Source organism: Marinobacter sp., assembly GCF_040882185.1.
Taxonomy (GTDB): domain Bacteria; phylum Pseudomonadota; class Gammaproteobacteria; order Pseudomonadales; family Oleiphilaceae; genus Marinobacter.
Map to the genome: position 1 here is coordinate 295299 of NZ_JBBEBW010000020.1, position 25013 is coordinate 320311.

The 25013-nt window shown below is 56.2% G+C and carries 23 protein-coding genes and 1 pseudogene; 15 read left to right on the plus strand and 9 right to left on the minus strand.

Annotated elements, in window-relative coordinates:
- The first annotated feature begins 2 nt into the window (after nt 1–2).
- Nucleotides 3–1466: a bifunctional DedA family/phosphatase PAP2 family protein gene (locus WEB64_RS12095; protein ID WP_368058263.1), complete on the plus strand. Its 1464-nt coding sequence runs from the start codon at nt 3–5 to the stop codon at nt 1464–1466.
- On the opposite strand, the gene WEB64_RS12100 is transcribed toward WEB64_RS12095, so the two are convergent.
- Nucleotides 1467–2039, minus strand: a complete 573-nt coding sequence (locus WEB64_RS12100) for an LON peptidase substrate-binding domain-containing protein (protein WP_368058343.1) — start codon at nt 2037–2039, stop codon at nt 1467–1469.
- 34 nt (nt 2040–2073) lie between these two features.
- The gene (locus WEB64_RS12105; RefSeq protein WP_368058261.1) at nt 2074–3330 is read right to left on the minus strand and encodes an HDOD domain-containing protein; all 1257 of its coding nucleotides are present in this window, start codon (nt 3328–3330) and stop codon (nt 2074–2076) included.
- A 213-nt stretch (nt 3331–3543) separates the two neighbouring features.
- Between WEB64_RS12105 and WEB64_RS12110 the strand changes: the two are divergent.
- Nucleotides 3544–3870 (plus strand): annotated as a pseudogene (locus WEB64_RS12110) (dihydroxy-acid dehydratase); the annotation flags it as partial.
- Nucleotides 3871–3957: 87 nt separating this feature from the next.
- Here the strand turns inward: WEB64_RS12110 and WEB64_RS12115 are convergent.
- Nucleotides 3958–4368 (minus strand): peptidoglycan-binding domain-containing protein, encoded by a 411-nt coding sequence (locus tag WEB64_RS12115; RefSeq protein WP_368058259.1) that lies wholly within the window; start codon nt 4366–4368, stop codon nt 3958–3960.
- A gap of 100 nt (nt 4369–4468) precedes the next feature.
- Complete coding sequence (locus WEB64_RS12120; RefSeq protein WP_368058257.1) at nt 4469–5569, minus strand: AI-2E family transporter; 1101 nt, start codon at nt 5567–5569, stop codon at nt 4469–4471.
- Nucleotides 5570–5721: 152 nt separating this feature from the next.
- Here WEB64_RS12120 and WEB64_RS12125 point away from each other — a divergent pair, with 152 nt between their 5' ends.
- The 3 genes from WEB64_RS12125 (at nt 5722) to WEB64_RS12135 (ending at nt 7447) form a co-directional block, all read left to right on the plus strand.
- Entirely contained in the window at nt 5722–6066 is a 345-nt protein-coding gene (locus WEB64_RS12125) for a hypothetical protein (protein ID WP_368058255.1), read from the plus strand.
- A 104-nt stretch (nt 6067–6170) separates the two neighbouring features.
- Nucleotides 6171–6419 carry a hypothetical protein gene (locus WEB64_RS12130; RefSeq protein WP_368058253.1) on the plus strand — a complete coding sequence of 83 codons (249 nt, stop codon included), beginning with the start codon at nt 6171–6173 and terminating at the stop codon, nt 6417–6419.
- Between the two features lie 128 nt (nt 6420–6547).
- Complete coding sequence (locus WEB64_RS12135; RefSeq protein WP_368058251.1) at nt 6548–7447, plus strand: haloalkane dehalogenase; 900 nt, start codon at nt 6548–6550, stop codon at nt 7445–7447.
- 46 nt (nt 7448–7493) lie between these two features.
- Here the strand turns inward: WEB64_RS12135 and WEB64_RS12140 are convergent, their stop codons facing one another.
- Nucleotides 7494–8087 (minus strand): phenylacetic acid degradation protein PaaY, encoded by a 594-nt coding sequence (locus tag WEB64_RS12140; protein ID WP_368058249.1) that lies wholly within the window; start codon nt 8085–8087, stop codon nt 7494–7496.
- Nucleotides 8088–8430: 343 nt separating this feature from the next.
- Here WEB64_RS12140 and paaG point away from each other — a divergent pair, with 343 nt between their 5' ends.
- From paaG to paaZ, 9 genes are all read left to right on the plus strand, one after another.
- Nucleotides 8431–9222: a 2-(1,2-epoxy-1,2-dihydrophenyl)acetyl-CoA isomerase PaaG gene (gene paaG, locus WEB64_RS12145; protein ID WP_368058247.1), complete on the plus strand. Its 792-nt coding sequence runs from the start codon at nt 8431–8433 to the stop codon at nt 9220–9222.
- Nucleotides 9223–9314: 92 nt separating this feature from the next.
- A complete protein-coding gene (gene paaI / locus WEB64_RS12150; RefSeq protein ID WP_368058245.1) occupies nt 9315–9761 on the plus strand; it encodes a hydroxyphenylacetyl-CoA thioesterase PaaI in 447 nt (148 codons plus the stop codon).
- 59 nt (nt 9762–9820) lie between these two features.
- Nucleotides 9821–11128 (plus strand): phenylacetate--CoA ligase PaaK, encoded by a 1308-nt coding sequence (gene paaK, locus WEB64_RS12155; protein WP_368058243.1) that lies wholly within the window; start codon nt 9821–9823, stop codon nt 11126–11128.
- A gap of 351 nt (nt 11129–11479) precedes the next feature.
- Nucleotides 11480–12472 (plus strand): 1,2-phenylacetyl-CoA epoxidase subunit PaaA, encoded by a 993-nt coding sequence (gene paaA / locus WEB64_RS12160; RefSeq protein WP_368058241.1) that lies wholly within the window; start codon nt 11480–11482, stop codon nt 12470–12472.
- Nucleotides 12473–12489: 17 nt separating this feature from the next.
- Nucleotides 12490–12771 carry a 1,2-phenylacetyl-CoA epoxidase subunit PaaB gene (gene paaB / locus WEB64_RS12165; protein ID WP_166268559.1) on the plus strand — a complete coding sequence of 94 codons (282 nt, stop codon included), beginning with the start codon at nt 12490–12492 and terminating at the stop codon, nt 12769–12771.
- Between the two features lie 10 nt (nt 12772–12781).
- Complete coding sequence (gene paaC, locus WEB64_RS12170; protein WP_368058239.1) at nt 12782–13558, plus strand: 1,2-phenylacetyl-CoA epoxidase subunit PaaC; 777 nt, start codon at nt 12782–12784, stop codon at nt 13556–13558.
- A complete protein-coding gene (gene paaD / locus WEB64_RS12175; protein ID WP_368058237.1) occupies nt 13542–14111 on the plus strand; it encodes a 1,2-phenylacetyl-CoA epoxidase subunit PaaD in 570 nt (189 codons plus the stop codon). The genes paaC and paaD overlap by 17 nt, the downstream gene beginning before the upstream one ends.
- Nucleotides 14112–14124: 13 nt before the next feature.
- Nucleotides 14125–15204 (plus strand): 1,2-phenylacetyl-CoA epoxidase subunit PaaE, encoded by a 1080-nt coding sequence (gene paaE, locus WEB64_RS12180; RefSeq protein WP_368058235.1) that lies wholly within the window; start codon nt 14125–14127, stop codon nt 15202–15204.
- 80 nt (nt 15205–15284) lie between these two features.
- A complete protein-coding gene (paaZ, locus tag WEB64_RS12185) occupies nt 15285–17330 on the plus strand; it encodes a phenylacetic acid degradation bifunctional protein PaaZ (protein WP_368058233.1) in 2046 nt (681 codons plus the stop codon).
- A gap of 44 nt (nt 17331–17374) precedes the next feature.
- Here the strand turns inward: paaZ and WEB64_RS12190 are convergent, their stop codons facing one another.
- Nucleotides 17375–17854, minus strand: coding sequence for an Lrp/AsnC family transcriptional regulator (locus WEB64_RS12190; protein ID WP_368058231.1), 480 nt, complete (start codon nt 17852–17854; stop codon nt 17375–17377).
- 157 nt (nt 17855–18011) lie between these two features.
- Between WEB64_RS12190 and WEB64_RS12195 the strand changes: the two genes are divergently transcribed.
- Nucleotides 18012–21527, plus strand: coding sequence for an indolepyruvate ferredoxin oxidoreductase family protein (locus tag WEB64_RS12195; protein ID WP_368058229.1), 3516 nt, complete (start codon nt 18012–18014; stop codon nt 21525–21527).
- A gap of 39 nt (nt 21528–21566) precedes the next feature.
- Here the strand turns inward: WEB64_RS12195 and WEB64_RS12200 are convergent, their stop codons facing one another.
- Genes WEB64_RS12200 through WEB64_RS12210 form a run of 3 tightly spaced genes read right to left on the minus strand, consistent with a single transcriptional unit; the run spans nt 21567 to nt 24984 of the window.
- Nucleotides 21567–23105 carry an ATP-binding cassette domain-containing protein gene (locus WEB64_RS12200; protein WP_368058227.1) on the minus strand — a complete coding sequence of 513 codons (1539 nt, stop codon included), beginning with the start codon at nt 23103–23105 and terminating at the stop codon, nt 21567–21569.
- On the minus strand, nt 23102–24109 hold the full coding sequence (locus WEB64_RS12205) for a branched-chain amino acid ABC transporter permease (RefSeq protein ID WP_368058225.1): 1008 nt from the start codon (nt 24107–24109) through the stop codon (nt 23102–23104). Before WEB64_RS12205 ends, WEB64_RS12200 begins: the two co-directional genes overlap by 4 nt.
- Nucleotides 24109–24984: a branched-chain amino acid ABC transporter permease gene (locus tag WEB64_RS12210; protein ID WP_368058223.1), complete on the minus strand. Its 876-nt coding sequence runs from the start codon at nt 24982–24984 to the stop codon at nt 24109–24111. The genes WEB64_RS12205 and WEB64_RS12210 overlap by 1 nt, the downstream gene beginning before the upstream one ends.
- Nucleotides 24985–25013: the final 29 nt, after the last annotated feature.

A 25013-nucleotide genomic window follows, 5' to 3' on the forward strand; every position in this document is an offset into this window, starting at 1 on the left:
ACATGACACCCGGCGTATTGGAAACATTCACTGGCTGGTTCTCCGCCAACCCGGCGTGGCTTGCCACTGGCCTGTTTCTGATTGCGTTTTTGGAATCCCTGGCTATCGCGGGCCTGGTCATACCCGGGGTCGCCATCCTGTTTGCCGTTGCTGCCCTGGCTGGTAAGGCGGGCGTGCCATTGGGCGAGGCGCTGATGTGGGCGGGGGCTGGAGCAATACTCGGGGATGGCCTGAGTTACTGTTTGGGCCGCCAGTTAAAAGGTCGCCTGCACTCGGTCTGGCCGTTCAGTCGCTACCCCAGGATGCTGCAGCGGGGAGAACACTTTTTCATGCTGCACGGTGGCAAAAGTGTGGTTATCGGCCGGTTCTTAGGGCCGATCAGGCCGGTCCTTCCGCTGATCGCTGGCGCTTTCCGGATGCCTTCCCGACGCTTCTTCACGTTCAATATTCTTTCTGCGATTGGCTGGGCACCCGTCTATGTTTTGCCCGGATATCTGGTCGGGAGCGCACTGGCTTCTGATATCAAGTTACCGCCTCAGCTTTATCCTGTCATCGGGCTCAGCGTGGCGATTCTTGCGGCTATTTATCTGGTATTTTTCCGGCTTCGCTGGGGGCTGGACAACGAAAGCCGCCTCTATAACCGGTTACGGCGGTGGACGATGCGTTACAATGCCACCCATCAGTTCTGGCGATCATTTTCCAGTGCCCGCCCGGCTCAGGGTGGCGAATTCCCCCTGGGATCTCTCAGCCTTGGGCTTGGCGCTGGCGCCCTGTTTGCAATCTGGGCCACGCTCAATCTTGCCACCGATCTGCTTGGGGGTTTCGACCAACAGGTAGCAAGCTTTTTCAGCTCTCTACGTCAGCCGCTTCTCGATTCGCCCGCGTTATTTTTTACGCTGTTGGGAGATATCTGGCCCCTGAGCCTGGGAGCGCTGTTGGCGATCGCAGTCTTTGCCTTCCGAGGCTATTATGCGGCGGCGATCCACGTCGCAGCCGGCTTGCTGATCACCAGCGTGACCGTAACGGGCCTGAAGGCGAGCTTTGCTGTCGGACGGCCTGAACTGGTGGCAACGCTGCCCGACTCCTGGGCTTTTCCAAGCGGCCATGCCACCAGTATTGCGATGTTTTCCGGGCTGGCTGCCAGTTTTGTCGCACGAGAATTCAGCAACCGAAAACGCTGGCAGGTCTATCTTGCTTTTAGCCTCCCCATGCTGTTAGTGGCCGGGAGCCGACTTTTCCTTGGTGTCCACTGGTTCACCGATGTGGTCGGCGGCACCCTGCTGGGGCTTTCCCTGTGTGGATTCTTGCGCGCCAGTTACAGCCGTTATGACCATACACCCCTCAAACTCGACTCCTCAACCATCATCGCCATTCTGCTCTGGCTGGTCGGTCTGGCGGTGTATCTGGTGCTCAAGTGGCCCGAGGCTGTCGTGGGATATGCGCCTTTGAACCCTTCATCACCCTGATTATTCCAATGCTTCGAGCAAGGCATGCAAGCGCTCAAGACGCTCGATCGGATCTTGTAGTTCCACCAGCCGTTGTTTCTCCTGCTTGTCCAGAGGCAGCAACTCAGTCAGGCGCCAGCCCACATCCCGAGCGTCGTCGAAGATCACTTCCATATCCAGATCATCAACCACAGGATGCTTGAGTAAGGCTCTCAGAACGACTGGCAATTCGGAGTACTCGTCGGGCACTTCCAATTCGGCTTCGTCCAGCAGGCACTCAACGTCCCCTACGTTCAAGCCATCGGGGGCCTGCCAGGCCTTAACAACAGAAACCTTGGACTCACCTTCAACCGTAATGCCCAGTAAGCCATTATCCAGCTGCTGAAAATCGATAATCCGTACATAGGTACCGATATCGTAAAAGGCTGCCATAGTGCCCGTTTCCAGCCCTTCACGGAGCAACACCACCACAAATCCCCGATCTTCCTTCAGGCAACGGGTGAGCATATCTATGTAGCGCGGCTCAAAAAGCTGGAGGGGGATTCTCCCCCGCGGCAAAACAATCGAATTCAGTGGAAACAAAGGTACATGCATAAAAGGTTCAGCCACCTTGAATAGGACTCCGGGGTTAGTGAATAGCGAGCAGGCGGTGCACTTCATCAACCCGGGCACGCGCCTCCGTAAGCATCTGGAGGCTGCGCGATGCATTCAGTTCAAGCCCGCCCAACCGGCGATAAGCCGGCACATCTTCAAACTGCGGAAGATCGGCATTCTGCTGGGCAGCAATCATCGCATGAAGTTGCGCGACCTGAACGACATCCACCAGTTGCGGCAGATCCTGCCGACACTCATATTGCCAATCCTCTGCGTGCCGAGCCACCTCAACAAAGGTCGCCGGAAACGACCAGGCTTCCAGTATCGCGGCTCCCACATCGCTCTTCAATTCACCAAGCGCATGATCAAGCAAATTTGCGTCCGCGAAAAGCCGGGCATAATGCTCTGCATGCACCAGCACCGGGACAGCGCCAATGTCGTGCAACAAACCTGCAAGTAAGGCTTCGTCTGGGTCGATCCGGGTTGCTCTGTCCGCCAACACCCAGCTCAGCGCCGCCACTTCCCGGGAGTGTTTCCACAGAGCGTCGATGGATTTCTGCAGGAAGGGCTGTTTGGTGCTGAACACCTCCCGCATAGCAAACACCGTGACCAACTGACGGGTCGTACGGGTGCCAAGCCTGATTACGGCTTCCCTGACATTCCGGACATCGTTGAACCCGCGATAAAGCGGGCTGTTGCAGGCGCGCACCAACTTTGCGGCGATTGATGGATCAGCGGTAATTGCGCTGGCAACTTCTTCCGCTGTTGAATTTTCGCGGTCGGCAGTACGACGGACTTTCCAGGCTACATCGGGCACGCTCGGCAGCGACACCTGATTTGATCTCAGCTCCGCGTAGAACTCCATTAGCAGCCGATGCTCGTCGGTTCCACCGCTGGTTTCATCCACCATGGAGTCCAAGTCAGCCTGGATCAAAGGGGCGTCCCGCAGCATCTGGTTCAGAATATCCTGTTCGACGACAAGGAAATCACAGGATGCGACTGCCACCACGTCATACATACGGGGTTGCAGGCGGGCGACGGCAGTGAGCGCTTTCTCACCGCCAGCCTCGATTTTCGAGGTGCGCCCGTCCCCCGCTTTGAGCTCTACTGTGCCTGCGACGAGGAAATAATCCATGCCGTCACGAACACCACGCTCGACCACTTTCTGGCCGGGCGAATGTGTTCTGCGTTCCGCCCTGCTGGCAAGCAGTATCAGTTGATCGTCGGTCAGACGGTTCAGCGGTTGAAACAGTTTAAGGCGGCGCAGAGGTAAGCTCTCACGGCCAGCCATAGGCAAACTCCTTTTCCGTTCAGTCATTGCAGCCTCGCTCCCCGTTTAATCCGCGGCGCAGGGTCTTCGCATAAGGCAACCAAGTGTAACTGTGGGGCGTCAAAACAACCATTCGCGAATGGGTTTATCTGATATCCTTTTGGGCTTTATTGACCCGATAACATAAGAGGTAATCGCCATGGGCCACGATGGTATGCTTTACTCCCTGCCTTCCTGACCGAAGCAATCGGGCTCTCTCTGCCCGGCAATGGCTCAATGCTGGCCACCCAAGCGGATCGGGAGCGACTGTTTCTCAGAGCTGGCCGTCAGATTGTGGAGAATGCAAAGCGCTATTACGAACACGATGACGCCAGTGTCCTTTCACTGAGCATCTACTCCGCCGAGGGCGGGCTGGGCGATATTGCACTGAACGGCTGCGTGGTGAAAATCGCGGGAGTGGATGAAGAGGTCTACGTCTTCGAGGTTCCGGCTAAAGTCTTTGAAAGCCAGGAAGCCACAGTCGCTGGGATTCCCGGGGATGACGTTGAAGAAGGCGCCGTGAAGAGCGGGACCGCCTAGGATGGCAGCCTCTCGAAGCGCGCCCAAGTAAAGTATCAGCCGCACTCGAGGCCTACGCTTTGCTGGCGATTAATCGAAGAATGACCAACCTCCGTCATCATCTTCCTCAACCTCATCTTCTACCTGCGCCTGAGCAGTTTCTTCCTCAGGGGGCTGAACCGTAACGGCGCTGGCCGTTTGGGTAATTGGCGCCTTAGAAACTGCCACTTCAACAGACACCAAACCCAATGCCTTTTTGGTATTTTCGTTCAACTCCCCAGTAGCTTTGAGATCTGGATGGTCGCTTTGGAACGCTTCAAGTGCTGACCTTGTCGCCGCATCCATGGAAGCGCTGACGCTCTGGATCTCGTATCCTGCGCCGTAGAGCGCGTTCTTGAGGGCAACCGTTTCATTGGCTGAGGCATGGAAAGCCCCTGCGCTCAAAAGAACACCGGTTACCACCGTCGCCAGTTTACGATTCTGCCAAATTCCGGAAGTCATAATTCACTCCTGCACAGCGTTATTTTTATCATTGTGAAGCGGCCATCAGGCCTGCATAGTCACGCTACACATTAGCATACTACAGGGCCCTGTAAGGGGATCAGGTCTCATTGTTGTCTTTGGGTTGCTCAATGGTTCCAGGTGTAACAGGGGTAACATCGGTTTGACTGAACTCCCGGATAAAAATACCCCAGAACGCCATAAACAGCGCGGCCACCAGCGGCCCCATCACAAAGCCGTTGATGCCGAACATAACGATGCCCCCCAGGGTTGAGAGCAGCACGATATAATCCGGCAGCTTGGTGTCTCGCCCCACGAATATGGGCCGTAAAACATTGTCTGCGAGACCTATCACAACCACGCCAAAGGCTGTCAGCACCAGGGCGGAGACTACATCGCCAACTGCGGCGAGGTAAATCGCAGCAGGCACCCATACAATTGCAGCGCCGATCGCTGGCAGCAAAGAGACGATAGCCATCACCACGCCCCACAGCAATGCGCCTTTGATATCAAGAACCCAGAAGATAAAACCGCCTAAAGCACCCTGAATGATCGCAATCAGGAGGTTACCCTTCACAGTTGCCCGGGTAACCTCTGCGAACTTTGCAAATAGAAGCCGCTCTCGCTCATCCCCTAGCGGGAGCGCACGGATCAACAACTCCACCAGTTTGGTGCCATCCCGAAGCAGAAAAAATGCCAGATAAATCATGAGCCCCAGGCCGAGAAAAAACTGAAAGGTATTCTGACCCACTCCCAGCGCCTGTTTCGCCATGAACTGACTGCCACCGACAAAAGCACTGGCTGCCCGGTCACGCAGCGCCGCAAAATCTATATTGAATTGGGCAAGAAAAGCCTCAATCGCCGGGAACGAGCTGTTAACCTGGTCTATGTAATCGCCTGGACGGATCTGTCCATCCTGAATTTGCTGGTAAAGCCCAATACCTTCCGCGATGAGCGAAGACACAAGCACGATTACAGGAATTATCACGATAATCATGCATAAAAGTAGCGTGAGCAACGCAATGCTGTTCGGCCGATCACCTATTTTTCGTTTTAGCCAATGCTGTACCGGGTGGAAGATCAGCGCAATGGCGACTGCCCAGAAAATGGGCCCGAAAAAAGGCATCATCAGGAAGATGAATGCCAGTGACACCAGCACCAGCATGGCGAGAAAAGACCGCCTTTCAAGATCTTCGTACATATACAGTGTCCGTCCATTGAACCCGTGACAGAGAGCGCATGTTATACCCTACCATGACACCCGTGGCCACTGTGACCACGCTCATTGTATAGTGGGAAATTGCACCCGGAAAAAGCACAGACGTGCGGAAACAGAAGCACAGGTCGGCCCCATTGAACATCCAAACGTTTACAACCGAGACAGCGCTGGAAGCAGCGCTGTCTCTGAAGACAATACTGGCCAGCCGAACCCATCGCAAAAAGGTTCTGGGGCAGGAAGTCATCGTTCCTGGCCAACTTGGGGAAGCGCTTCACCTACCCAGGATAATTGCGCGCCTGCAAAGCCGTCAGCAACGTCATCGGGATCAGGGGCTGGAGGATTTCGCCGCGCTCTGGCAAACGCTTTCAGCGACCACCCACACCAGGGTGTATCGAGCCATGGGTTGGTATAACCCCCAGGATCTTGACTGGGAAGACAAACGCTCCAATCGCCGCCCCCTACCAGGCCTGGACGACTGATCGCGCCAAACACAGAAGCCAAAACACCTGTTACCGCATTTTCACTGTGGCCGTGACCCCCAACTGTCACACTTTGAAGATACAGTGATTTTTCAGGAGGCTTTATGAGTCAACACGAATATTTTATCGCATTATTAGCTAAAGGTAGCGCCGTCCCCACGTTGCTTTGCGGGCACTGCAATTCGACCTTATCCAGAGCCAAGATCTTCCGCAATGAAGGTCGCAATCGGTTTGATATTGCCTGTCAGACCCTCGGCCTCTGCTCTGCCGATGATTGCGGTGCCGTTAATTGCTGTGATGAGGCCATGGCCGAGATCGACAGCTCTGAACCGATCAGGAAGATGGCATCCTGAGGACTCCTGAAGCAATAGGCCTACGCACTGTTACCGAAACCAAACACACCTTTTTACCATCTGCTTTATGCTGTGCTGATCTGGCCCTATAAGTGGCTGCGCACCGATCAGTCAGGACAGTCGATGGCATGCGTATTCTGAGAACCGATGACTCCCGTTTTGCGGGCTTGGCAGACTATCCTTTTGATCCCAATTATCTGGAAGTTCAACCCGAACTCCGGATGCATTTTGTGGACGAAGGTCCCCGCCAAAGTGATCCCGTGCTCATGCTTCACGGCGAGCCGTCGTGGTCATATCTTTATCGCCATATGATTCCCCGAGTGGCAGGGGCTGGCCACCGTGTGCTGGCACCGGATCTGATCGGCTTTGGAAAATCCGATAAACCTTCAGATGTGAGTGATTACAGCTACGAACGCCACATGACATGGCTGACCGAGTGGCTGACACAACTCAACCTCACCAACATTACGCTGGTCTGTCAGAACTGGGGGTCGCTGCTGGGCCTGCGACTGGCAGCCGAGCATCCGGAAAGGTTTCAGTGCATTATCGTCGGTAATGGCATGCTGCCTACCGGCGAAACCCCGGTGCCCGCTGCATTCACCCTGTGGAAAGCCTTCGCGACCTACAGCCCCTGGTTTCCCGTCAGCCGGATCGTGCAGTTGGGAACCGGCAGAACCCTGACCGCAGCCGAAATGGCCGCCTACGACGCTCCGTTTCCCTCAGCTGATTTCAAAGCTGGCGCACGCGCCTTTCCGAAGCTGGTACCGGTGTCGCTTGAAGACCCTGCCAGCCTGGCCAACCGGGCCGCCTGGCAGGCTCTGGCAAAATGGAAGAAGCCCTTCATTACCTGTTTCAGCAGCGGCGACCCCATTACACGCGGGGGCGATCGTTATATGCAAAGACGTATCCCCGGCGCCCACGGCCAACCCCACATCACGTTGAGAGGCGGCCACTTCCTTCAGGAAGATTCACCAGAAGATTTTGCCCGCATTATCAACGACGCATTAAAGTCTGAAGCCGCTGTTTGAAACACTCCCGAGCTACAGGCCGCACATTGCCTCGCTCACACAGCTTTTAACTGTGGTGCTTTGGCTCGTAATTACCCGCATTAACCCGGGGCCGATCAGACTCCGCTTCCGTCAGGGGTTGGCATTCCTCCAGGCTCGCAAGGGAGCGCCGGGTCAGTCTCTGATACTCTTCCGTTCCCTTCGCTTTCCACGCTATCTCGCGATCGCTCAGCGTCCGTAATACCTTTGCGGGCGTACCCACAACCAAAGACGCAGGCTCGCACTGAAAACCGGCTTTCACCAGGGCCCCGGCGCCGACAATGGAACGGGGAGCGATAACAGCCTCGTCCATAACGACTGCGTTCATGCCAACCATGGAGCCCTCTCCGACGATGCAACCATGGAGAATAGCGCCGTGACCTACATGGCCATCTTTCTCAATCACCGTATCCATACCGGGGAAGGCATGCATCACGCAGTTATCCTGAATATTGGAGCCTTCCTTAAGTACGACCCGGCCGAAATCTCCGCGCAGCGAGGCAGCCGGTCCCACATAACAATCAGGACCAATCCAGACATCGCCGATCAGCACGGCAGTGGGATGAATATAAGCGGACGGGTGAACGACGGGAACAACGCCTTCTATACTGTAACTGGGCATAACGCTCTCCTGAGCAAAGGCAAAAAACAGAACCCGAAAAGTTAATTTAAATTATTTTCCGTATCACATTATCGCATTACGAACGATTTATCATGTCATAAAAGCCGCTAAAACTGCTATAAAACCAATAATAAATCACATAATAAGAAACTTTAAATAATATTATCAATGGCATATATAACATCTTTCGATTCGCCGAACTAAAGCGATACAAAATCAACGAACCCTAATGATTGACCAGTATCAATTCTTAGATATACTCATTTTTTGCAATCGATAGCGCCGTACCGGTCCAACAGGCTTTTCCAGCTATCCCAAAAACAAACGACAGGACGATACCGCCATGACTCAGCCGAGCATTCTTCTTGAAATCGATCAGGGTGTGGCTCTCCTTACCCTGAACCGCCCGGACAGCCTCAACAGTTTCAATGTCGACATGCACGAACGCATGCGGGGCGCCATCAGCACCGTGCGCAACGACGAGTCCGTTCGGGTTTTGGTTCTTACCGGGTCCGGCCGGGGCTTTTGCGCCGGACAGGACCTCTCTGACCGCAGCGTATCCCCGGACCAGGAAGCGCCTGACCTGGGCGCCTCCCTGGAGAATTACTACAACCCGCTGATGCTCAGCCTGCGGGAGTTGCCTATGCCCGTCGTCTGTGCCGTCAACGGTGTCGCTGCCGGGGCCGGTGCCAATATTGCGCTTGCCTGCGACATCACACTGGCGGCGCGCTCTGCCAATTTCGTTCAGGCATTCTGCAAACTTGGGCTGGTGCCCGATTCCGGGGGCACCTGGACTTTACCCCGCGTGGCCGGTATGGCACGAGCCAAAGGTATGGCTCTGCTCGGCGAAAAAATCAGCGCCGAACAGGCCGAGAGCTGGGGTATGATCTGGCGCTGCGTGGATAACGATCAGCTGATGGACGAGACCATGAAACTGGCCCGCCATTTTGCCACCCAGCCCACCAAAGGTCTTGCGATGATCAAACAGGCTCTCCACGCCAGTGCCAGCCATTCTTTTGAAGAGCAAATTAATCTGGAAAGGGATTTCCAGCGCATGGCCGGGCAGACCGAAGACTACCGCGAAGGCGTCGCCGCCTTCATGGAAAAGCGGACGCCAGCGTTCAAGGGGAAATGATTCATGCCGGTACTTTTCACCTTTCCCACCCTTGCCACCCGAAACTCTAACGCCAGGTCAGAAAACGTTCTTGCACTGAAGAGGCATTATTCATGAGCGAAACAGACCCGCAAACACTTGCTGAAGAATGCGCAAAAGCCATGTTCGCCCGTGATCGCGCCAGTCAGAACCTGGGCATGAGTATAGAGTCCGTCGGCCCAGGAAAGGCCGTGCTCACCATGACCATCACCGAAGACATGATTCAGGGCCACGGCTCCTGCCATGGCGGCTATCTGTTCACGCTGGCCGATTCCGCCTTCGCCTTCGCCTGCAACAGCTATGACCGGGCCACCGTAGCCTCCGGTTGCAGCATTGATTACATGTATGGCGCCAAAGAAGGCGACCGGCTGACCGCTACTGCCGAGGAGCAGGCCCGCGGCGGCCGCACCGGCGTTTACGACATCACATTAATCAACCAGGACGGGCGCAAGGTGGCCCTGTTTCGGGGCCGCTCCTACGAGGTTCGTGGCACCGTACGCGATTTGGCAAAAAGCTTATAAGCTCGAGCCCAGGCATTACCAGCTTCTATTACCCTATAAGAACAAAGCAGGACAGAATCATGAGCTTACCACTTCAGAAAATTGGCAAACTCGACCGGATGGAGACCGCCAGTATTGACGAGCTCCGTCACGAACAGCTGCAGCGCCTGCGCTGGAGCCTGATTCACGCCTATACCAATGTGCCGTTCTACCGAAAAGCGTTCGATGATATCGGTCTCAAGCCGATGGATATTCATTCCCTCGAAGATCTCGCGAAGGTACCGTTCACCACTAAGGCGGACCTGCGGAACAACTACCCATTCGGTATGTTTGCCACGCCCATGTCAGACGTGGTCCGGGTGCACGCCTCCAGCGGAACCACCGGCAAACCAACCGTCGTCGGTTATACCCAGGATGACATCAACACCTGGGCAGACGTTGTCGCCCGCTCCATTCGCGCTGGCGGCGGCCATGCCGGGGATAAAGTACACGTGGCCTATGGTTATGGCCTTTTCACAGGTGGTCTAGGCGCTCATTACGGCGCCGAGCGTCTCGGCTGTACGGTCATTCCCATGTCTGGCGGCCAGACTGAAAAACAGGTTCAGCTGATCAAGGATTTCGAGCCCGACATCATTATGGTCACGCCCTCCTACATGCTGAACATTGCTGATGAGATGGATCGCCAGGGGATCGATCCGCACAAGCTGCCTCTGCGTCTGGGTATTTTCGGAGCGGAACCCTGGACTAACGCCATGCGTACCGAAATCGAAGAACGGGTCGGCATCCAGGCCCTGGACATCTATGGTTTGTCCGAGGTTATGGGTCCGGGCGTTGGCATGGAATGCATCGAAACCAAAGATGGTCCTACCATCTGGGAGGACCATTTCTATCCGGAAATCATTAATCCGGAAACCGGCGAAGTGCTGCCCGATGGCGAGTACGGCGAACTGGTGTTCACCTCGCTGACCAAGGTTGCCCTACCGATTCTGCGCTATCGCACGCGGGATCTCACCCGACTGCTGCCGGGAACCGCCCGGCCCATGCGCCGGATTGACAAGATTACCGGCCGCACTGACGACATGCTGATTATTCGGGGCGTGAACGTGTTCCCGAGCCAGATCGAAGAGCAGGTGCTGAAATGCGAGGCGCTGGCACCACACTACGAAATCGAGGTCTACAGGGAAGGCAACCTGGACTGCATGGATGTTCGCGCGGAGCTCAAGCCCAGCGTTTCCAGCGATGAAGTGCGCGCCAAGGCAGCCGAGGAACTGGTCCACCACATCAAGTCTTACGTCGGCATCAGCATCCGTGTTGAAGTGGTGGAACCCAATACCCTGGCCCGCTCTGAAGGTAAAGCCAAGCGCGTGTTTGATCGCCGCAATAAATAGGGCTTCGGGACCAGTCGGGCAGGGAGCCAGTCCCTCCAGTGGCTGCAGTGGCTGCTGACTCCCCGCTACCGCAGCCCCCAGCCACGGCACCCCCTATCTGGCTCAGCGGTTTAAGTTTTCTTCTCCGTCATCAATCTCAATAGAATTTTATTGCGTATCATATTTTTTATATTTTAAATCAACATGATAAAAGAAACCCAACAGACTGAAAATATTAACGTGACACACAAAGACATATATTGATATTTATTCAGTATCATATAATATGGGGTCATTGGCCTTCAGTCATTCCTGAGGGCGTCGCTGTTCACGGACAACAGCACAACAGGCCCGATCCGGAGGTATTTGTTTATGTACGCCCAGCTCGTTGAAACAGGCGCCAAGCGCCTGAAGACCAAAGAAGAGATGTCGCCTGAAGAACGTGAATTTCAGGAGAAGGTCGATGCCGAAATCAAGATCGAACCCAAGAACTGGATGCCTGAAGGCTATCGGAAAACCCTGATTCGCCAGATATCCCAGCATGCCCACTCCGAAGTGGTCGGCATGTTGCCGGAAGGCAACTGGGTGACCCGGGCTCCCAATCTCAAGCGCAAACTTCAACTGATGGCGAAGATTCAGGACGAAGCAGGCCACGGCCTGTATCTCTACAGCTCCATGGAAACCCTGGGTGCTGACCGCGATGAAGAGATTGAAAAACTGCACCAGGGCAAAGCCAAGTATTCCAGCATCTTTAACTACCCGACCCTGAACTGGGCGGATATGGGCGCGGTAGGTTGGCTTGTGGACGGCGCGGCAATCGTCAACCAGGTAGTGCTTCAACGCACCTCCTATGGCCCTTACTCCCGCGCAATGGTCCGCATCTGTAAGGAAGAAAGCTTCCACCAGCGCCAGGGTTACCAGATTTTGCTGGACATGATGCGTGAAGGTACTGAAGAGCAAAAAGCCATGGTTCAGGACGCCATAAACCGGCTCTGGTGGCCTGCCCTGATGATGTTCGGTCCGCACGATGACGAGTCCCCGAACTCTCAACAGTCCCTGGCCTGGAAGATCAAACGCAAGAGCAACGACGAACTGCGTCAAATGTTCATTGACCAGACGATTCCGCAGCTCGAGTTCCTGGGGTGTACCGCGCCGGATCCGGACCTGAAATGGAACGAAGAAACCGGTCATTACGATTTTGGCGAAATCAACTGGCAGGAATTCTACGACGTGCTCAAGGGCAACGGCCCTTGCAATCGCGAACGCATCAATACGCGCAAGAAAGCCATTGATGAAGGCGCCTGGGTTCGCCAAGCGGCCGTCGCCTATGCCGAAAAACAGAAACAGCGCGCAAATGCTGCTTGATACCGGAGGAATACCGCATGTCTGAATGGCGCCTTTACGAAGTTTTTGTGCGTTCCAAGCACGGTCTGAACCACAAACACGTGGGTAGCGTGCATGCCGCAGATGCCGAAATGGCCATGGAAAACGCCCGCGATCTGTACACCCGCCGTAGCGAGGGTGTGAGCATCTGGGTTGTACCCTCCGATACCATCACGGCTTCTGCCTCTGATGAAAAAGAGGTTCTTTTCGATCCGTCGGAAGACAAGATTTACCGGCATGCTTCGTTCTACAAGCTGCCCGATGAAGTCGGACACATGTAAGGAGCTCTCCATGACACAAGCAGAAGCAGAAGCAGAAGCATTCAAAGAGTACCTGCTGCGCCTGGCAGATTCCGACATGATTCTGGGCCAGCGCCTTTGCGAATTATGCGGTAAGGCCCCGGCTCTTGAGGAAGAAATGGCACTGATGAATGTTGCCCTCGACCTCGTCGGCCAGGCCCGTAACTGGTATGAATACGCTGCCGAGGTGATTGATGATGGCCGGGATGCCGACAAGCTCGCGTTTCGTCGCGATGCCCACGATTATCGCAATCTGCTGCTCACCGAGCAGCCCAATGAGGATTATGCGGTCACCATGGGCCGACAGTTCTTCTTTGACGTGTGGCATTACTTCACGCTCAGGAGCCTGACCTCGTCCAGCGATGAGCGCATAGCCAGCATCGCCGCCAAAGCGGCGAAAGAAGCAACCTATCACCTGCGTCGTTCGTCCGAATGGGTCAAGCGTCTGGGCGATGGCACGGAAGAGAGTCACCGTCGCATGCAGGAGGCTGTGGATATCCTATGGCGCTTTACCGGCGAACTGATTACCCCAGACGACACCGATCATGTTATGGCCGAGGCCAGCATTGGCCCGGATCCAAACCAGCTTGCCAAAGACTGGTGCGGAATGGTCAACGAGGTACTCACCCAGGCAACCCTGATCCCTGGTGCCGAAGACGCCTGGATGTATTTGGGCGGCAAGCACGGCGAGCACACCGAACACCTCGGTTTCATTCTGGCGGAAATGCAGTTTCTGCAGAGGACCTATCCCGATGCCACAACCTGGTGATTCAGAGAGCCGGTCAACTGTCGACACCCTGATTGCCAGCGATCGGGTACCGGCAAACGTCCGTCTCGATCTGCTGACGGAGGACGACATCTGGGCACTTCTCAAGAATGTCAAAGATCCTGAAGTGCCCGCAGTGAGTGTTGTGGAACTCGGCATCGTCCGTTCCGTCAACTGGAATGGCAAGACGTTATCCGTTGATGTCACCCCGACCTATTCGGGCTGCCCAGCGACTGAGTTGATTGAGGAACTGATTACCGAAGCCTTGCGCGCCGCGGGCTTCCGGGATCCGAAGATCAACCGGGTGCTGACCCCTGCCTGGACCACCGACTGGATTACAGCCGAAGGAAAAGACAAGCTTCGGATGTTCGGAATTGCCCCGCCACAGGGCAGTTCCAGCAAGATGAGCCTGCTCGGCGAACCGGAAATTATAGTCTGTCCGCTTTGCAGCAGCGAGCACACCGAACGGGTCAGCGAATTCGGTTCCACCGCCTGCAAAGCCCTGTACCGTTGCAAGGAATGCCTCGAGCCCTTCGACTATTTCAAATGCATCTAGAGCCGATACGATTATGAATAAATTCTATCCGCTGACCCTTAGAGAGGTCAGACCTGAAACAAGAAACGCCGTATCACTTGCCTTTGACTTACCGGAAGACCTGGCGGACAAATTTATCTACAAGCAGGGTCAGCACCTGATTGTCAGAACCCAACTGGATGGCGAGGAAGTCCGCCGCTCCTACTCGATCTGCACCAGCGTGAATGACAGGGAGCTGCGCATTGCCGTCAAGAAGGTTTCGGGCGGTCTGTTCTCCACGTTCGCCAATGAGCAGCTAAAACCCGGCGAAACACTCGAAGTCATGCCGCCCCAGGGCCACTTTTCCATTGATCTCGACCCCGAACATCGGGGCCATTACCTGGCGGTCGCCGCTGGCAGTGGTATTACCCCGATCCTGTCGATCGTCAAAACGACCCTGGAAGCCGAGTCCAGGAGCGAAGTCACCCTGTTCTACGGCAACAAGGCCACGAGCAGCACCATGTTCCGGGATGAACTCCAGGACCTCAAGAATGAATACATGGCCCGCTTGAACCTGGTGTATATCTTTACCCGTGAAGAGCAGGACATCGACCTGTACAACGGGCGAATTGATCATGATAAGTGCGATGCCCTGTTCGACCACTGGATCAACGCCAAAGATCTCACGGCCGCTTTCATCTGCGGCCCCCAACTGATGACCGAAACCGTGCGGGACTCTCTGCTTCGTCACGGCCTGGACAAAAGCAAAATCCATTTCGAGCTGTTCACGCCCGCCGGTGGCGCGCCCCGGGCCCGTAAGGACCGTGCTCCGTCCAGAGTGGACCCACAATCGGTGAGTGAAGTCACGGTCATCGCCGACGGCCGCTCACTGACCTTCCCACTGGTTCGCGACACCAAGAGCATCCTTGAAGCCGGCAACGAGGAAGGCGCCGATCTGCCCTATTCCTGCAAAGCGGGCGTCTGCTCTACCTGCCGCGCCAAGGTAGTGGAAGGCGAAGTGGAAATGGACCAGAACTTTGCCCTCGAAGATTATGAGGTAGAAGCCGGCTACGTGCTTTCCTGCCAGTGCTATCCGGTGAGCGACAAGGTTGTTCTCGATTACGACGAGATGTAGGCCCCAGCCAGTCAACAACCAAGGCAAGTCTCGCGTAGAGGTGATTTGCCTTGGCGTTTCAGAAACGAATGGAGCGTCCCATGTCAGTTCTCAAAAGTTATGTCGCCGGCCAGTGGGTCGGTGAAAAACCCGCCAAGGCCCTGCCCAGTGCCGTCAATGGCGACATCGTGGCGCATACCCATGATGACACGCTGGATTTCAGGAAAGCCGTTGAGTACGGCCGCAAAGTAGGCGGTAGGAACCTGATGGCCATGGATTTCCAGGAGCGCGCCCTGGCCCTGAAGGCGATGGCTCTCTACCTGCAGGAGCACAAGAAAGAACTGTACGCACTTTCGATGCACACCGGGTCCAGCAAAGGCGACAACGGAATTGATATTGACGGCGGTTTCGGTACTTTATTCGCCTATTCCAGCATGGGCCGGCGCGAGCTGCCATCCGGCAATGTCGTGCACGAAGGCCCGGTAACGCCGTTAGGTAAGAACAACCACTTTGCGGGCACCCATATCCTGGTGCCCCGGGGCGGTGTCGCCGTGCACATCGACGCCTACAATTTTCCGGTCTGGGGCATGCTGGAGAAATTTGCACCCTCCTTCTTGGCGGGCATGGCCTCCATTGTTAAGCCAGCAACCTCGACCTGTTATGTCACCGAACTGGCCGTGCGCCTGATGCAGGAATCCGGTGCGCTGCCCGAAGGCAGCCTGCAGCTCATCATCGGCAGCACCGGCGACCTGTTCGACCACCTTGAAGAGCAGGACGTGGTGACCTTCACCGGCTCCGCTGCCACCGCTCGCAAACTCAAAAATCATCCGAACATTATCAACCGCTCGATTCCGTTCAATGCCGAGGCCGATTCCCTGAACAGCGCCATTCTGGCGCCGGACGTAACCCCCGAACACGAAGAATTCGATATTTTCGTGAATGAAGTGAGCCGTGAAATGATCGCGAAGGCTGGCCAGAAATGTACCGCTATTCGCCGGGTCCTGGCACCAAAAGGCCAGGTGGACGCTATCTGCGAAAAGCTCAAGGAGCGGCTATCAAAAGTCACGGTCGGCGATCCTTCCGTCGAAGGTGTTCGCATGGGGGCCCTGGCTTCCCTCGACCAGCTTGAAGACGTCAAAACCAACATCCAGGAACTGCTGAAGACCAGCGAACTGGTCCTTGGTGGCGACGGTAGCTTCAAGCCGACCGGCGAAGGCACTGAGAAAGGCGCGTTCATCGAACCGCACCTGTTGCTGTGCCGGGATCCTGAAAACGGCTGTGGCGCTCACGACATTGAAGCCTTTGGCCCGGTGGCAACGGTCATTCCTTACGACACCCTCGAAGACGCCGTCGCTCTGTGCGCCAAAGGTCGTGGTTCACTGGTCACTACCCTGACCACCCGCGATCCAGCCATTGCTGGCAGGATTGTCCCCCTGTTGGCGGCCTTCCACGGACGTCTGCACCTTCTGGATGCCGAAGCGGCGAAGGAATCCACCGGCCATGGCTCTCCCCTGCCCATGCTCAAACATGGCGGCCCCGGGCGCGCCGGTGGCGGTGAAGAGCTTGGTGGTATCCGTGCAGTACACCATTACCTGCAGAGAACCGCGATCCAGGGTTCCCCGATCATGCTCGCTGCGGTCACCCGAGAGTATGTACGCGGTGCTGATCTGATCGAAACTGAGGTGCACCCGTTCCGACGCCACTTTGAAGATTTGCAGATTAATGAATCTCTGCTAACCCACCGCCGTACCGTCACCGAGGCGGACATCGTGAACTTCGGCTGCCTGTCTGGCGATCATTTCTACATGCACTTTGACGAAATTGCGGCGCGGGACTCCCAGTTCGGCAAGCGTATTGCCCACGGCTATTTCGTGCTTTCCGCTGCGGCTGGTCTGTTCGTTTATCCAGGCGAAGGTCCGGTGCTGGCGAACTATGGCCTCGATACCCTGCGCTTTATCGAGCCGGTGGCCCCGGGCGACACTATCCGTGCCCGACTGACCTGCAAGCGCAAGATTGATCAGGGCCGCACCTCACCGGATGGCCACCCGCAGGGTGTGGTGGTCTGGGATGTTCAGGTTACTAACCAGAACGACGAACTGGTGGCGAGCTACGACATCCTCACACTGGTTGCCAAGAAGCCCGAGTAACACCGGGTTACTCGTTATACGCTTAGGCGCCCTTCGTTGTGCCCTCATACCAGACCATCCACCGGGATGGTCTCGGTATTCTTGATTTCCCGCAAAGCAAAGTTTGAATTCACTTGAGCAATGCCCTGCAAGGTGAAGATCTTTTGGTTCAGGAAGCGGTCATAGCTGGCCATGTCCGGCAGAATAACCCGCAACACAAAATCGGCAGTTCCGGTAACGGCAAAGCACTGCAGTACCTCCGGATAGCTGCTGACCTGCTGCTCGATCTCAGCCGTACTGTCGAGGTTGTGGCGCTGCAGCGACAGGTTGACCAGCACACACAGCCCTTGCCCAACACGCTCCGGGTCCACTCTGGCCTGGTAGCCCTGAATCACACCGCTTTCCTCAAGCGTCCGTACCCGCCGCCAGCAGGCCGCCGGCGATAACCCCACCTGTTCCGCCAATAACTGGTTACTGATGCGCCCGTCCTGCTGCAATACAGACAGAATGCGCCGGTCCAGCTTGTCCAGATCAACCTGTTTCATTTGGTAACACCCAATTTTTGTCAAAGGTTCTTTCTTTTTATAGTGATTTAAAAAATTTTCTTTCTCTACATTGAAAAAAACCCTCTAAATAAGCAAGCACCTTTTGCGCACTTCCCTCTAGAATTCTGGTCATAAAGTAAACAATAAGGAGCGCGCCATGGCCGCTGATACCCGCCAGCTTGACGACTACCAGTTGGAAGACCGCTACTTGCGAACGTCAGGCCGGGTTTTCCTGACCGGAACACAGGCACTGGTTCGCATTCCCCTGATGCAGGCAGAGCTTGATCGAAAACAGGGATTAAACACGGCAGGGCTTGTCAGCGGCTACCGGGGTTCGCCGCTAGGAGCCTACGACCTGGCGCTCTGGCAAGCCCAAACCCTGCTGGATGAAAACCGCATCGACTTTGTTCCGGCCATCAACGAGGATCTCGCGGCAACCATTATGCTGGGCACCCAGCAGGTAGAAACCGACGACGACCGGCAGGTGGATGGGGTGTTCGGCCTCTGGTACGGCAAAGGCCCAGGCGTAGATCGAGCCGGTGATGCGCTCAAGCATGGCACCACCTATGGTTCCTCCCCCCATGGCGGCGTTCTCGTTGTCGCCGGGGACGACCACGGCTGCGTCTCCTCATCAATGCCCCACCAGTCCGATGTGGCCTTCATGAGTTTCTTTATGCCCACCATCAACCCGGCCAACATCGCCGAGTATCTGGAATTCGGCCTCTGGGGCTACGCCCTGTCCCGCTACAGCGGCTGCTGGGTCGGGTTCAAGGCCATCTCCGAAACCGTGGAAAGTGCGGCGTCCGTGGAGCTGCCACCCCAGCCGGAATTCCTGACACCCGACGACTTTACCGCCCCCGAAAGCGGCCTCCACTACCGCTGGCCGGACCTGCCCGGCCCGCAACTGGAAACCCGTATCGAACATAAGCTCGCCGCCGTGCAGGCCTTCGCCAGAGCCAATCCTATCGACCGCTGCCTGTTCAATAACCCGGCAGCTCGCTTCGGCATTGTCACGACTGGCAAGGGCCATCTGGATCTGCTCGAAGCTCTGGACCTGCTCGGTATTACTGAGGACCGGGCCCGGGATATGGGGTTGGATATCTACAAAATCGGTATGGTCTGGCCTTTGGAGCGTCGCGGCATCCTCAGCTTCGTTCACGGTAAGGAAGAGGTGTTGGTGATCGAAGAAAAGCGAGGCATCATCGAGAGCCAGATCAAGGAATATATGTCTGAGCCGGACCGCCCCGGGGAGGTGCTGATTACCGGCAAACAGGACGAACTGGGACGCCCGCTGATTCCCTATGTGGGCGAGCTGAGTCCGAAGCTGGTGGCCGGCTTCCTCTCCGCCCGGCTCGGTCGCTTCTTCTCCATGGACTACAGCGAGCGTATGGCTGAGATCAGCGCCATGTCCAATGCCCAGGACCCGGGGGGCGTCAGGCGGCTTCCCTATTTCTGCGCCGGTTGCCCTCACAACACCTCCACCAAAGTGCCGGACGGCAGCAAAGCGCTCGCGGGCATCGGCTGTCACTTTATGGCTTCCTGGATGGGCCGGAACACGGAGTCCCTGATCCAGATGGGTGGCGAAGGGGTCAACTGGATCGGTAAGAGCCGCTATATCGGCAACCCCCACGTGTTCCAGAACCTGGGGGAAGGCACCTATTTCCATTCCGGCTCCATGGCCATCCGCCAGGCCGTGGCTGCAGGCATCAACATCACCTATAAGATTCTCTTCAATGACGCCGTGGCCATGACTGGCGGCCAGCCCGTGGATGGCCAGATCACCGTTCCGATGATTGCCCAGCAGGTAGCGGCGGAAGGGGTTCGCCGAGTAGTCGTGCTCAGTGACGAACCAGAAAAGTACGATGGCCACAGAGACCAATTTCCGAAAGACGTCAGCTTCCACGACCGTTCCGAGCTGGATACGGTTCAGCGGGAACTCCGGACTATTTCCGGCTGCAGCGTTCTGATCTACGACCAGACCTGTGCCGCTGAAAAGCGCCGGCGCCGCAAGCGTAACCAGTTCCCGGATCCGGCAAAACGGGTCTTTATCAACCACCATGTCTGTGAGGGTTGTGGAGATTGCTCGGTGCAGTCCAACTGCCTTGCGGTGGTGCCGCGCAAAACCGAACTGGGCCGTAAGCGCAAGATCGATCAGTCTTCCTGCAACAAGGATTTCTCCTGCGTTAACGGCTTCTGTCCCAGCTTTGTCACCGTTGAAGGCGGCCAACTACGCAAGTCCCGTGGCATGGACACCGGCTCGATACTGACCAGCAGATTGGCTAAGGTACCGGCCCCAAGAATTCCTGTGTTGACCGGCTCCTATGATCTCCTCGTTGGCGGTGTTGGCGGCACCGGCGTCGTCACAGTGGGCCAGTTGGTCACTATGGCAGCGCACCTGGAATCACGGGGCGCCTCGGTACTGGATTTCACCGGTTTCGCCCAGAAAGGCGGCACCGTTCTGAGCTACGTACGCCTGGCGCCGTCCCCGGACAAACTGCATCAGGTAAGGATCAGCAATGGCCAGGCCGACGCGGTGATTGCTTGCGATATGGTGGTCGCTTCCTCCCAGAAAGCGTTAAGTGTACTGCGGCCGAACCATACCCGGATTGTCGCCAACGAAGCAGAACTGCCCACCGCCGACTACGTGCTCTTCCGCGACGCCGATATGCAGGCCAGCAAACGGCTGGGCCTGCTCCGGGCTGCCGTAGGTGGGGACCATCTTGATCAACTCGACGCCACTGGCATCGCCGAGAAGCTGATGGGTGATACCGTGTTCTCCAATGTGATGATGCTCGGATTTTCCTGGCAGAAAGGCCTGCTACCTCTGTCCAAAGCAGCTCTGATGAAGGCCATTGAACTCAATGGCGTCGCCATCGAACGCAACAAGGAAGCCTTCGGCTGGGGCCAACTGGCGGCTGTCAAACTGAATGCAGTCACGAATCTGCTGGAAGACAGCGACTCGCAGACAGCTGAGTTGAAAGCCGAACCGACACTGGATGAGCTTATCGAGACCCGCTACAACCACCTGATCAACTATCAGGATCAGCGGTGGGCCGACCAGTACCGGAGCACGGTAGCCGACGTCTGCAAAGCCGAGGAAGTTCTGGGAGAAAGCAACCTGCTGCTGACCCGAGCCGTGGCACAGCAACTGTATCGTTTTATGGCTTACAAGGACGAGTACGAAGTGGCCCGCTTGTTCGCAGAAACCGGCTTCATGAAAGAGGTGGAGGAAACGTTCGAGGGGGACTTCAAAGTGCACTTCCACCTGGCCCCACCTCTGCTCAACAGCGAAACCGATGCGCAGGGGCGCCCGAAAAAGCGCCGGTTCGGCCCCTGGATTTTCCGGGCCTTCACACTACTGGCAAAACTCCGCACTCTGCGTGGCACGGTGATGGATCCGTTCCGTTACTCCGCGGACCGGAAGCTGGATCGCGCCATGCTGACTGACTATCAGAACCTGGTGGCCCGTATTGGTCGGGAACTGGACACCAGCAACTATGAGACCTTTCTGCAACTGGCAGAACTGCCAGCCGACGTGCGTGGCTATGGGCCGGTACGGCAACAGGCGGCAGAAGGTATCCGGGAAAAACAGTCGCAGTTGATCAAGGCGCTGGACACCGGCCGTCCTACCTTGATACGCACCCGGCAGGACAAAGAGGTAAACCCTGTTTGAAGCCCTTACAACTCTTCAAGTGCACCGGATCCTGAAACATCACATGCCCAGGTAAGCCTCGCGAACTTTCTCATTGCTGAGCAGTTCGCGGCCAGTTCCTTCAACAACCACTTTTCCGGTTTCAAGCACATAACCACGGTCGGCCAACGCCAGTGCCTGGGACGCATTCTGCTCGACCAGGAAGATGGTAATACCTTCTTCCTTGAGCTCTTTGACGATATTGAAAATCTCTTCGATGATCAGCGGCGCCAGACCCATGCTGGGTTCATCCATAAGCAGCAGTCTTGGCTTGGCCATAAGCGCCCGACCCATGGCCAGCATCTGTTGTTGGCCACCGGACAGCTCGCCCGCCAGGTTATGACGCTTCTGGCGAAGAATAGGAAACCTGGTATATATGCGTTCCAGATCCTCCAGGACCTCCGGCGTCTTGCCACGGCTGTAGGCGCCGAGCAGCAGGTTGTCGTGCACACTGAGGTTCTTGAACACCTGTCGCCCCTCCGGTACCTGCACGATGCCATCCGCAACCCGTTGATCAGCAGGAACCTTCGCCAGATCCTTGCCCTCGAACGTAATCGTGCCCCCGTCCGTGGGCTGTAATCCGGAAATGGTCATGAGCAGGGTGGATTTGCCCGCACCATTGGCGCCCACCAACGAAACGATCTCACCGCTATTGATGCGGACATCAATATCGTGCAGCGCCTCGATCTGACCGTAAGAGGTTGCCAACCCCTTAATGGACAGCATTTCCTTCTTCGCATGCGGCGCTGTCACCCGATCCGCGTGCTTGAGGCCCCGGCCACCAAACTGCTCTTGGGTACAGCTGCCACCCAGATAGGCGGCTATAACCTCCGGGTTCTGACGGATTTCCTCGGGTGTACCCTGGGTCAGAACGCGACCATAGTTCAGCACCAGTAACCGGTCAGATATATTCATCACCAGCTTCATGTCGTGCTCAACCAGCATCACAGTGATGCCCTGTTCCGCGATTTTCCGGATTAACTCTTCCAGAGCCGACGTTTCTACGGCGTTCAGGCCAGCAGCCGGCTCATCCAGCAGGATGACCTTGGGCTCTGCAGCAAGAGCCCGTGCAATCTCGAGGCGTTTGAGAGCACCGTATGACATCGCCGAGGCTTCTGAATTCAGGTAATTACCACAGCCAACGTACTTCATCAGATCGGCCGCGCGCTCACGGGCAGCTGCCTCGTTACGCCGCAGCGACGGCAACCGGAACAGCGTGGTGAACAGGCTGCTTTTGAGATGAAGGTGCCGGCCCAGCATTACATTTTCAATGGCGGTCATATTCATGCAGATCTGCATCTGTTGAAAGGTCCGACACATACCCCGTTCCGCTAGCTGATTCGGTTCCAGCTTGGCGGTACTCTCACCGTTAAGCAGAATCTCGCCTTTTGTCGGGGTGTAGAGGCCGGTGATGAGGTTGAACAGCGTGGTCTTGCCAGCGCCGTTGGGGCCGATCACGGAAAAAACCTGCCCGGCCTCCACTGCGAAACTGACCCCTTCCACCGCATGAACACCACCAAAGGCCTTATCCAGCTCTTTGACTTCAACCAGTGCAGTCATGCCCCATCTCCCGCTTTCTTACGCATTCGTCTGGAGACGATTGCGGTCAGAGTCGGGAGCAGACCCTTGGGCATGAAAATCATGGTAAGCATCAGGATCAGGCCGAACATCACCGTTTCCAGTTCCTGAAAATCAGCCAGCACCTGAGGCAATAGTTTCAGTACCACCGCGCCCAGAATTACCCCGAAGGTCGAGCCCATGCCGCCGAGAACAACCATGGTGATAAAGAGAATGGAAAATTCGAAGCTTGCAACCGCCGGCGTGATAAAACCCTGAAAGTGGGCGTAAAAACTTCCCATAACGCTCGCATAAACAGCGGAGATAACAAAAACAAGGCTTTTGTACTTCGCGGTGTTCACTCCCACCACGCTGGCAGCCACTTCCGAACCTTTCACGGAGCGTAGTGCCCGGCCAATGGGCGATTCAATCAGATTCAGGGCGAACCAGACCGCCAGCAGAAGAACCACACTGGCCAGGATATACCAGGCCTGAACGCCGGAAATCTCCAGCCCCAACAAGGAATATTGGCCAAAGGTACTGAGCTCCCAGCCGAATACTTCGAACGCAGGAACTGGCATACCATCGGGGCCACCCGTCATGGCACGCTCGTTGTTCAAGATAATGGCAATGATAAAGCCGACCGCCAGGGTTGCCATGGACAGGTAATGCCCTTTAAGACGAAGGATCGGGCGCCCTACAATCCAGGCAATAAAACCCACGACAATGGCACCCACCACCAACGCTGGCAATGACGACCAGCCATAGGTTCCCGTGGCAATACCAGAGAAATAGGCGCCGAGGCCAAAGAAACCGGCGTGGCCGAGACTGATCTGGCCAGCAAAGCCGACCAGCAGGTTCAGGCCGATAACGGTCGCGGCAATAATAGCCATCTGGATGACTAGTTCATAATGAAACGGATTGCCCAGAAAGACCGGAAGAATAATCAGAATGAGCGCGAGGATCACCAGACCTCGCAGGCGCGATTGCATAAACCGGTTCAGCATCAGACGCGCTCCACAACTTTGGCACCAAATAATCCGCGGGGCATGAAGAAAAGCACCAGCAGAATCATGGAAAACGCCACCGCGTCCTTGTAATCAGAGGAGAGATAGCCTGACGCCATGGCTTCAACAACGCCAAGGGCGAGGCCCCCGACCACAGCACCCACCCCGCTGCCAAGGCCACCGATGGCCGCAGCAACGAAACCTTTCAGGCCGAGGATGATGCCGATGTCGTAGGACGTGAACGTAATGGGAGCCACCACAATGCCAGCAACTGAACCAAGCACTGCAGAAACCATAAACGCCAGCATCAGAACCATCTGAGTACGGATACCGACCAGACGTGCTGCTTCCTTGTTCATGGAGGTGGCCAGAATAGCCTTGCCAATCAGCGTCTTGGTGAAGAACAACACCAGCGCGACCACCAACACCGCGCCGACACCCAAAACCCAGAGGCTCTGACTATTAAGCACGGCACCGAATACCTCGATCGGCTCACTAGTGCTGAAATTCTGCATCACGTGGTATTGCTTGCCCCACACTACCTGGGCGACACCGCGGATAAAGATGGACGCGCCAATGGTAATAATAATCAGGGTCACCACATCCGCCTGTTTGGCGGGAGCGATCGCGAGACGCTGAAGCGCAATCCCCAGGAGGCCAGCCAGGATAACCGCGAGCACGACCGCCACAATCATCGGTACGCCCATCGCCGTCAGGGAAACCGTCGCCATGCCTCCAATCATCAAGAATTCGCCCTGGGCGAAGTTGATAACGTGGCTGGCGTTGTAAATAAGGGTAAAACCAAGAGCTATCAGGGCATAGGTCGCGCCGATAGTAATCCCGGTAAACAGGTACTGTAGGAATTCTGCGAGCATAGCGGTGGTTCCGGTCGAACATCGGCTGG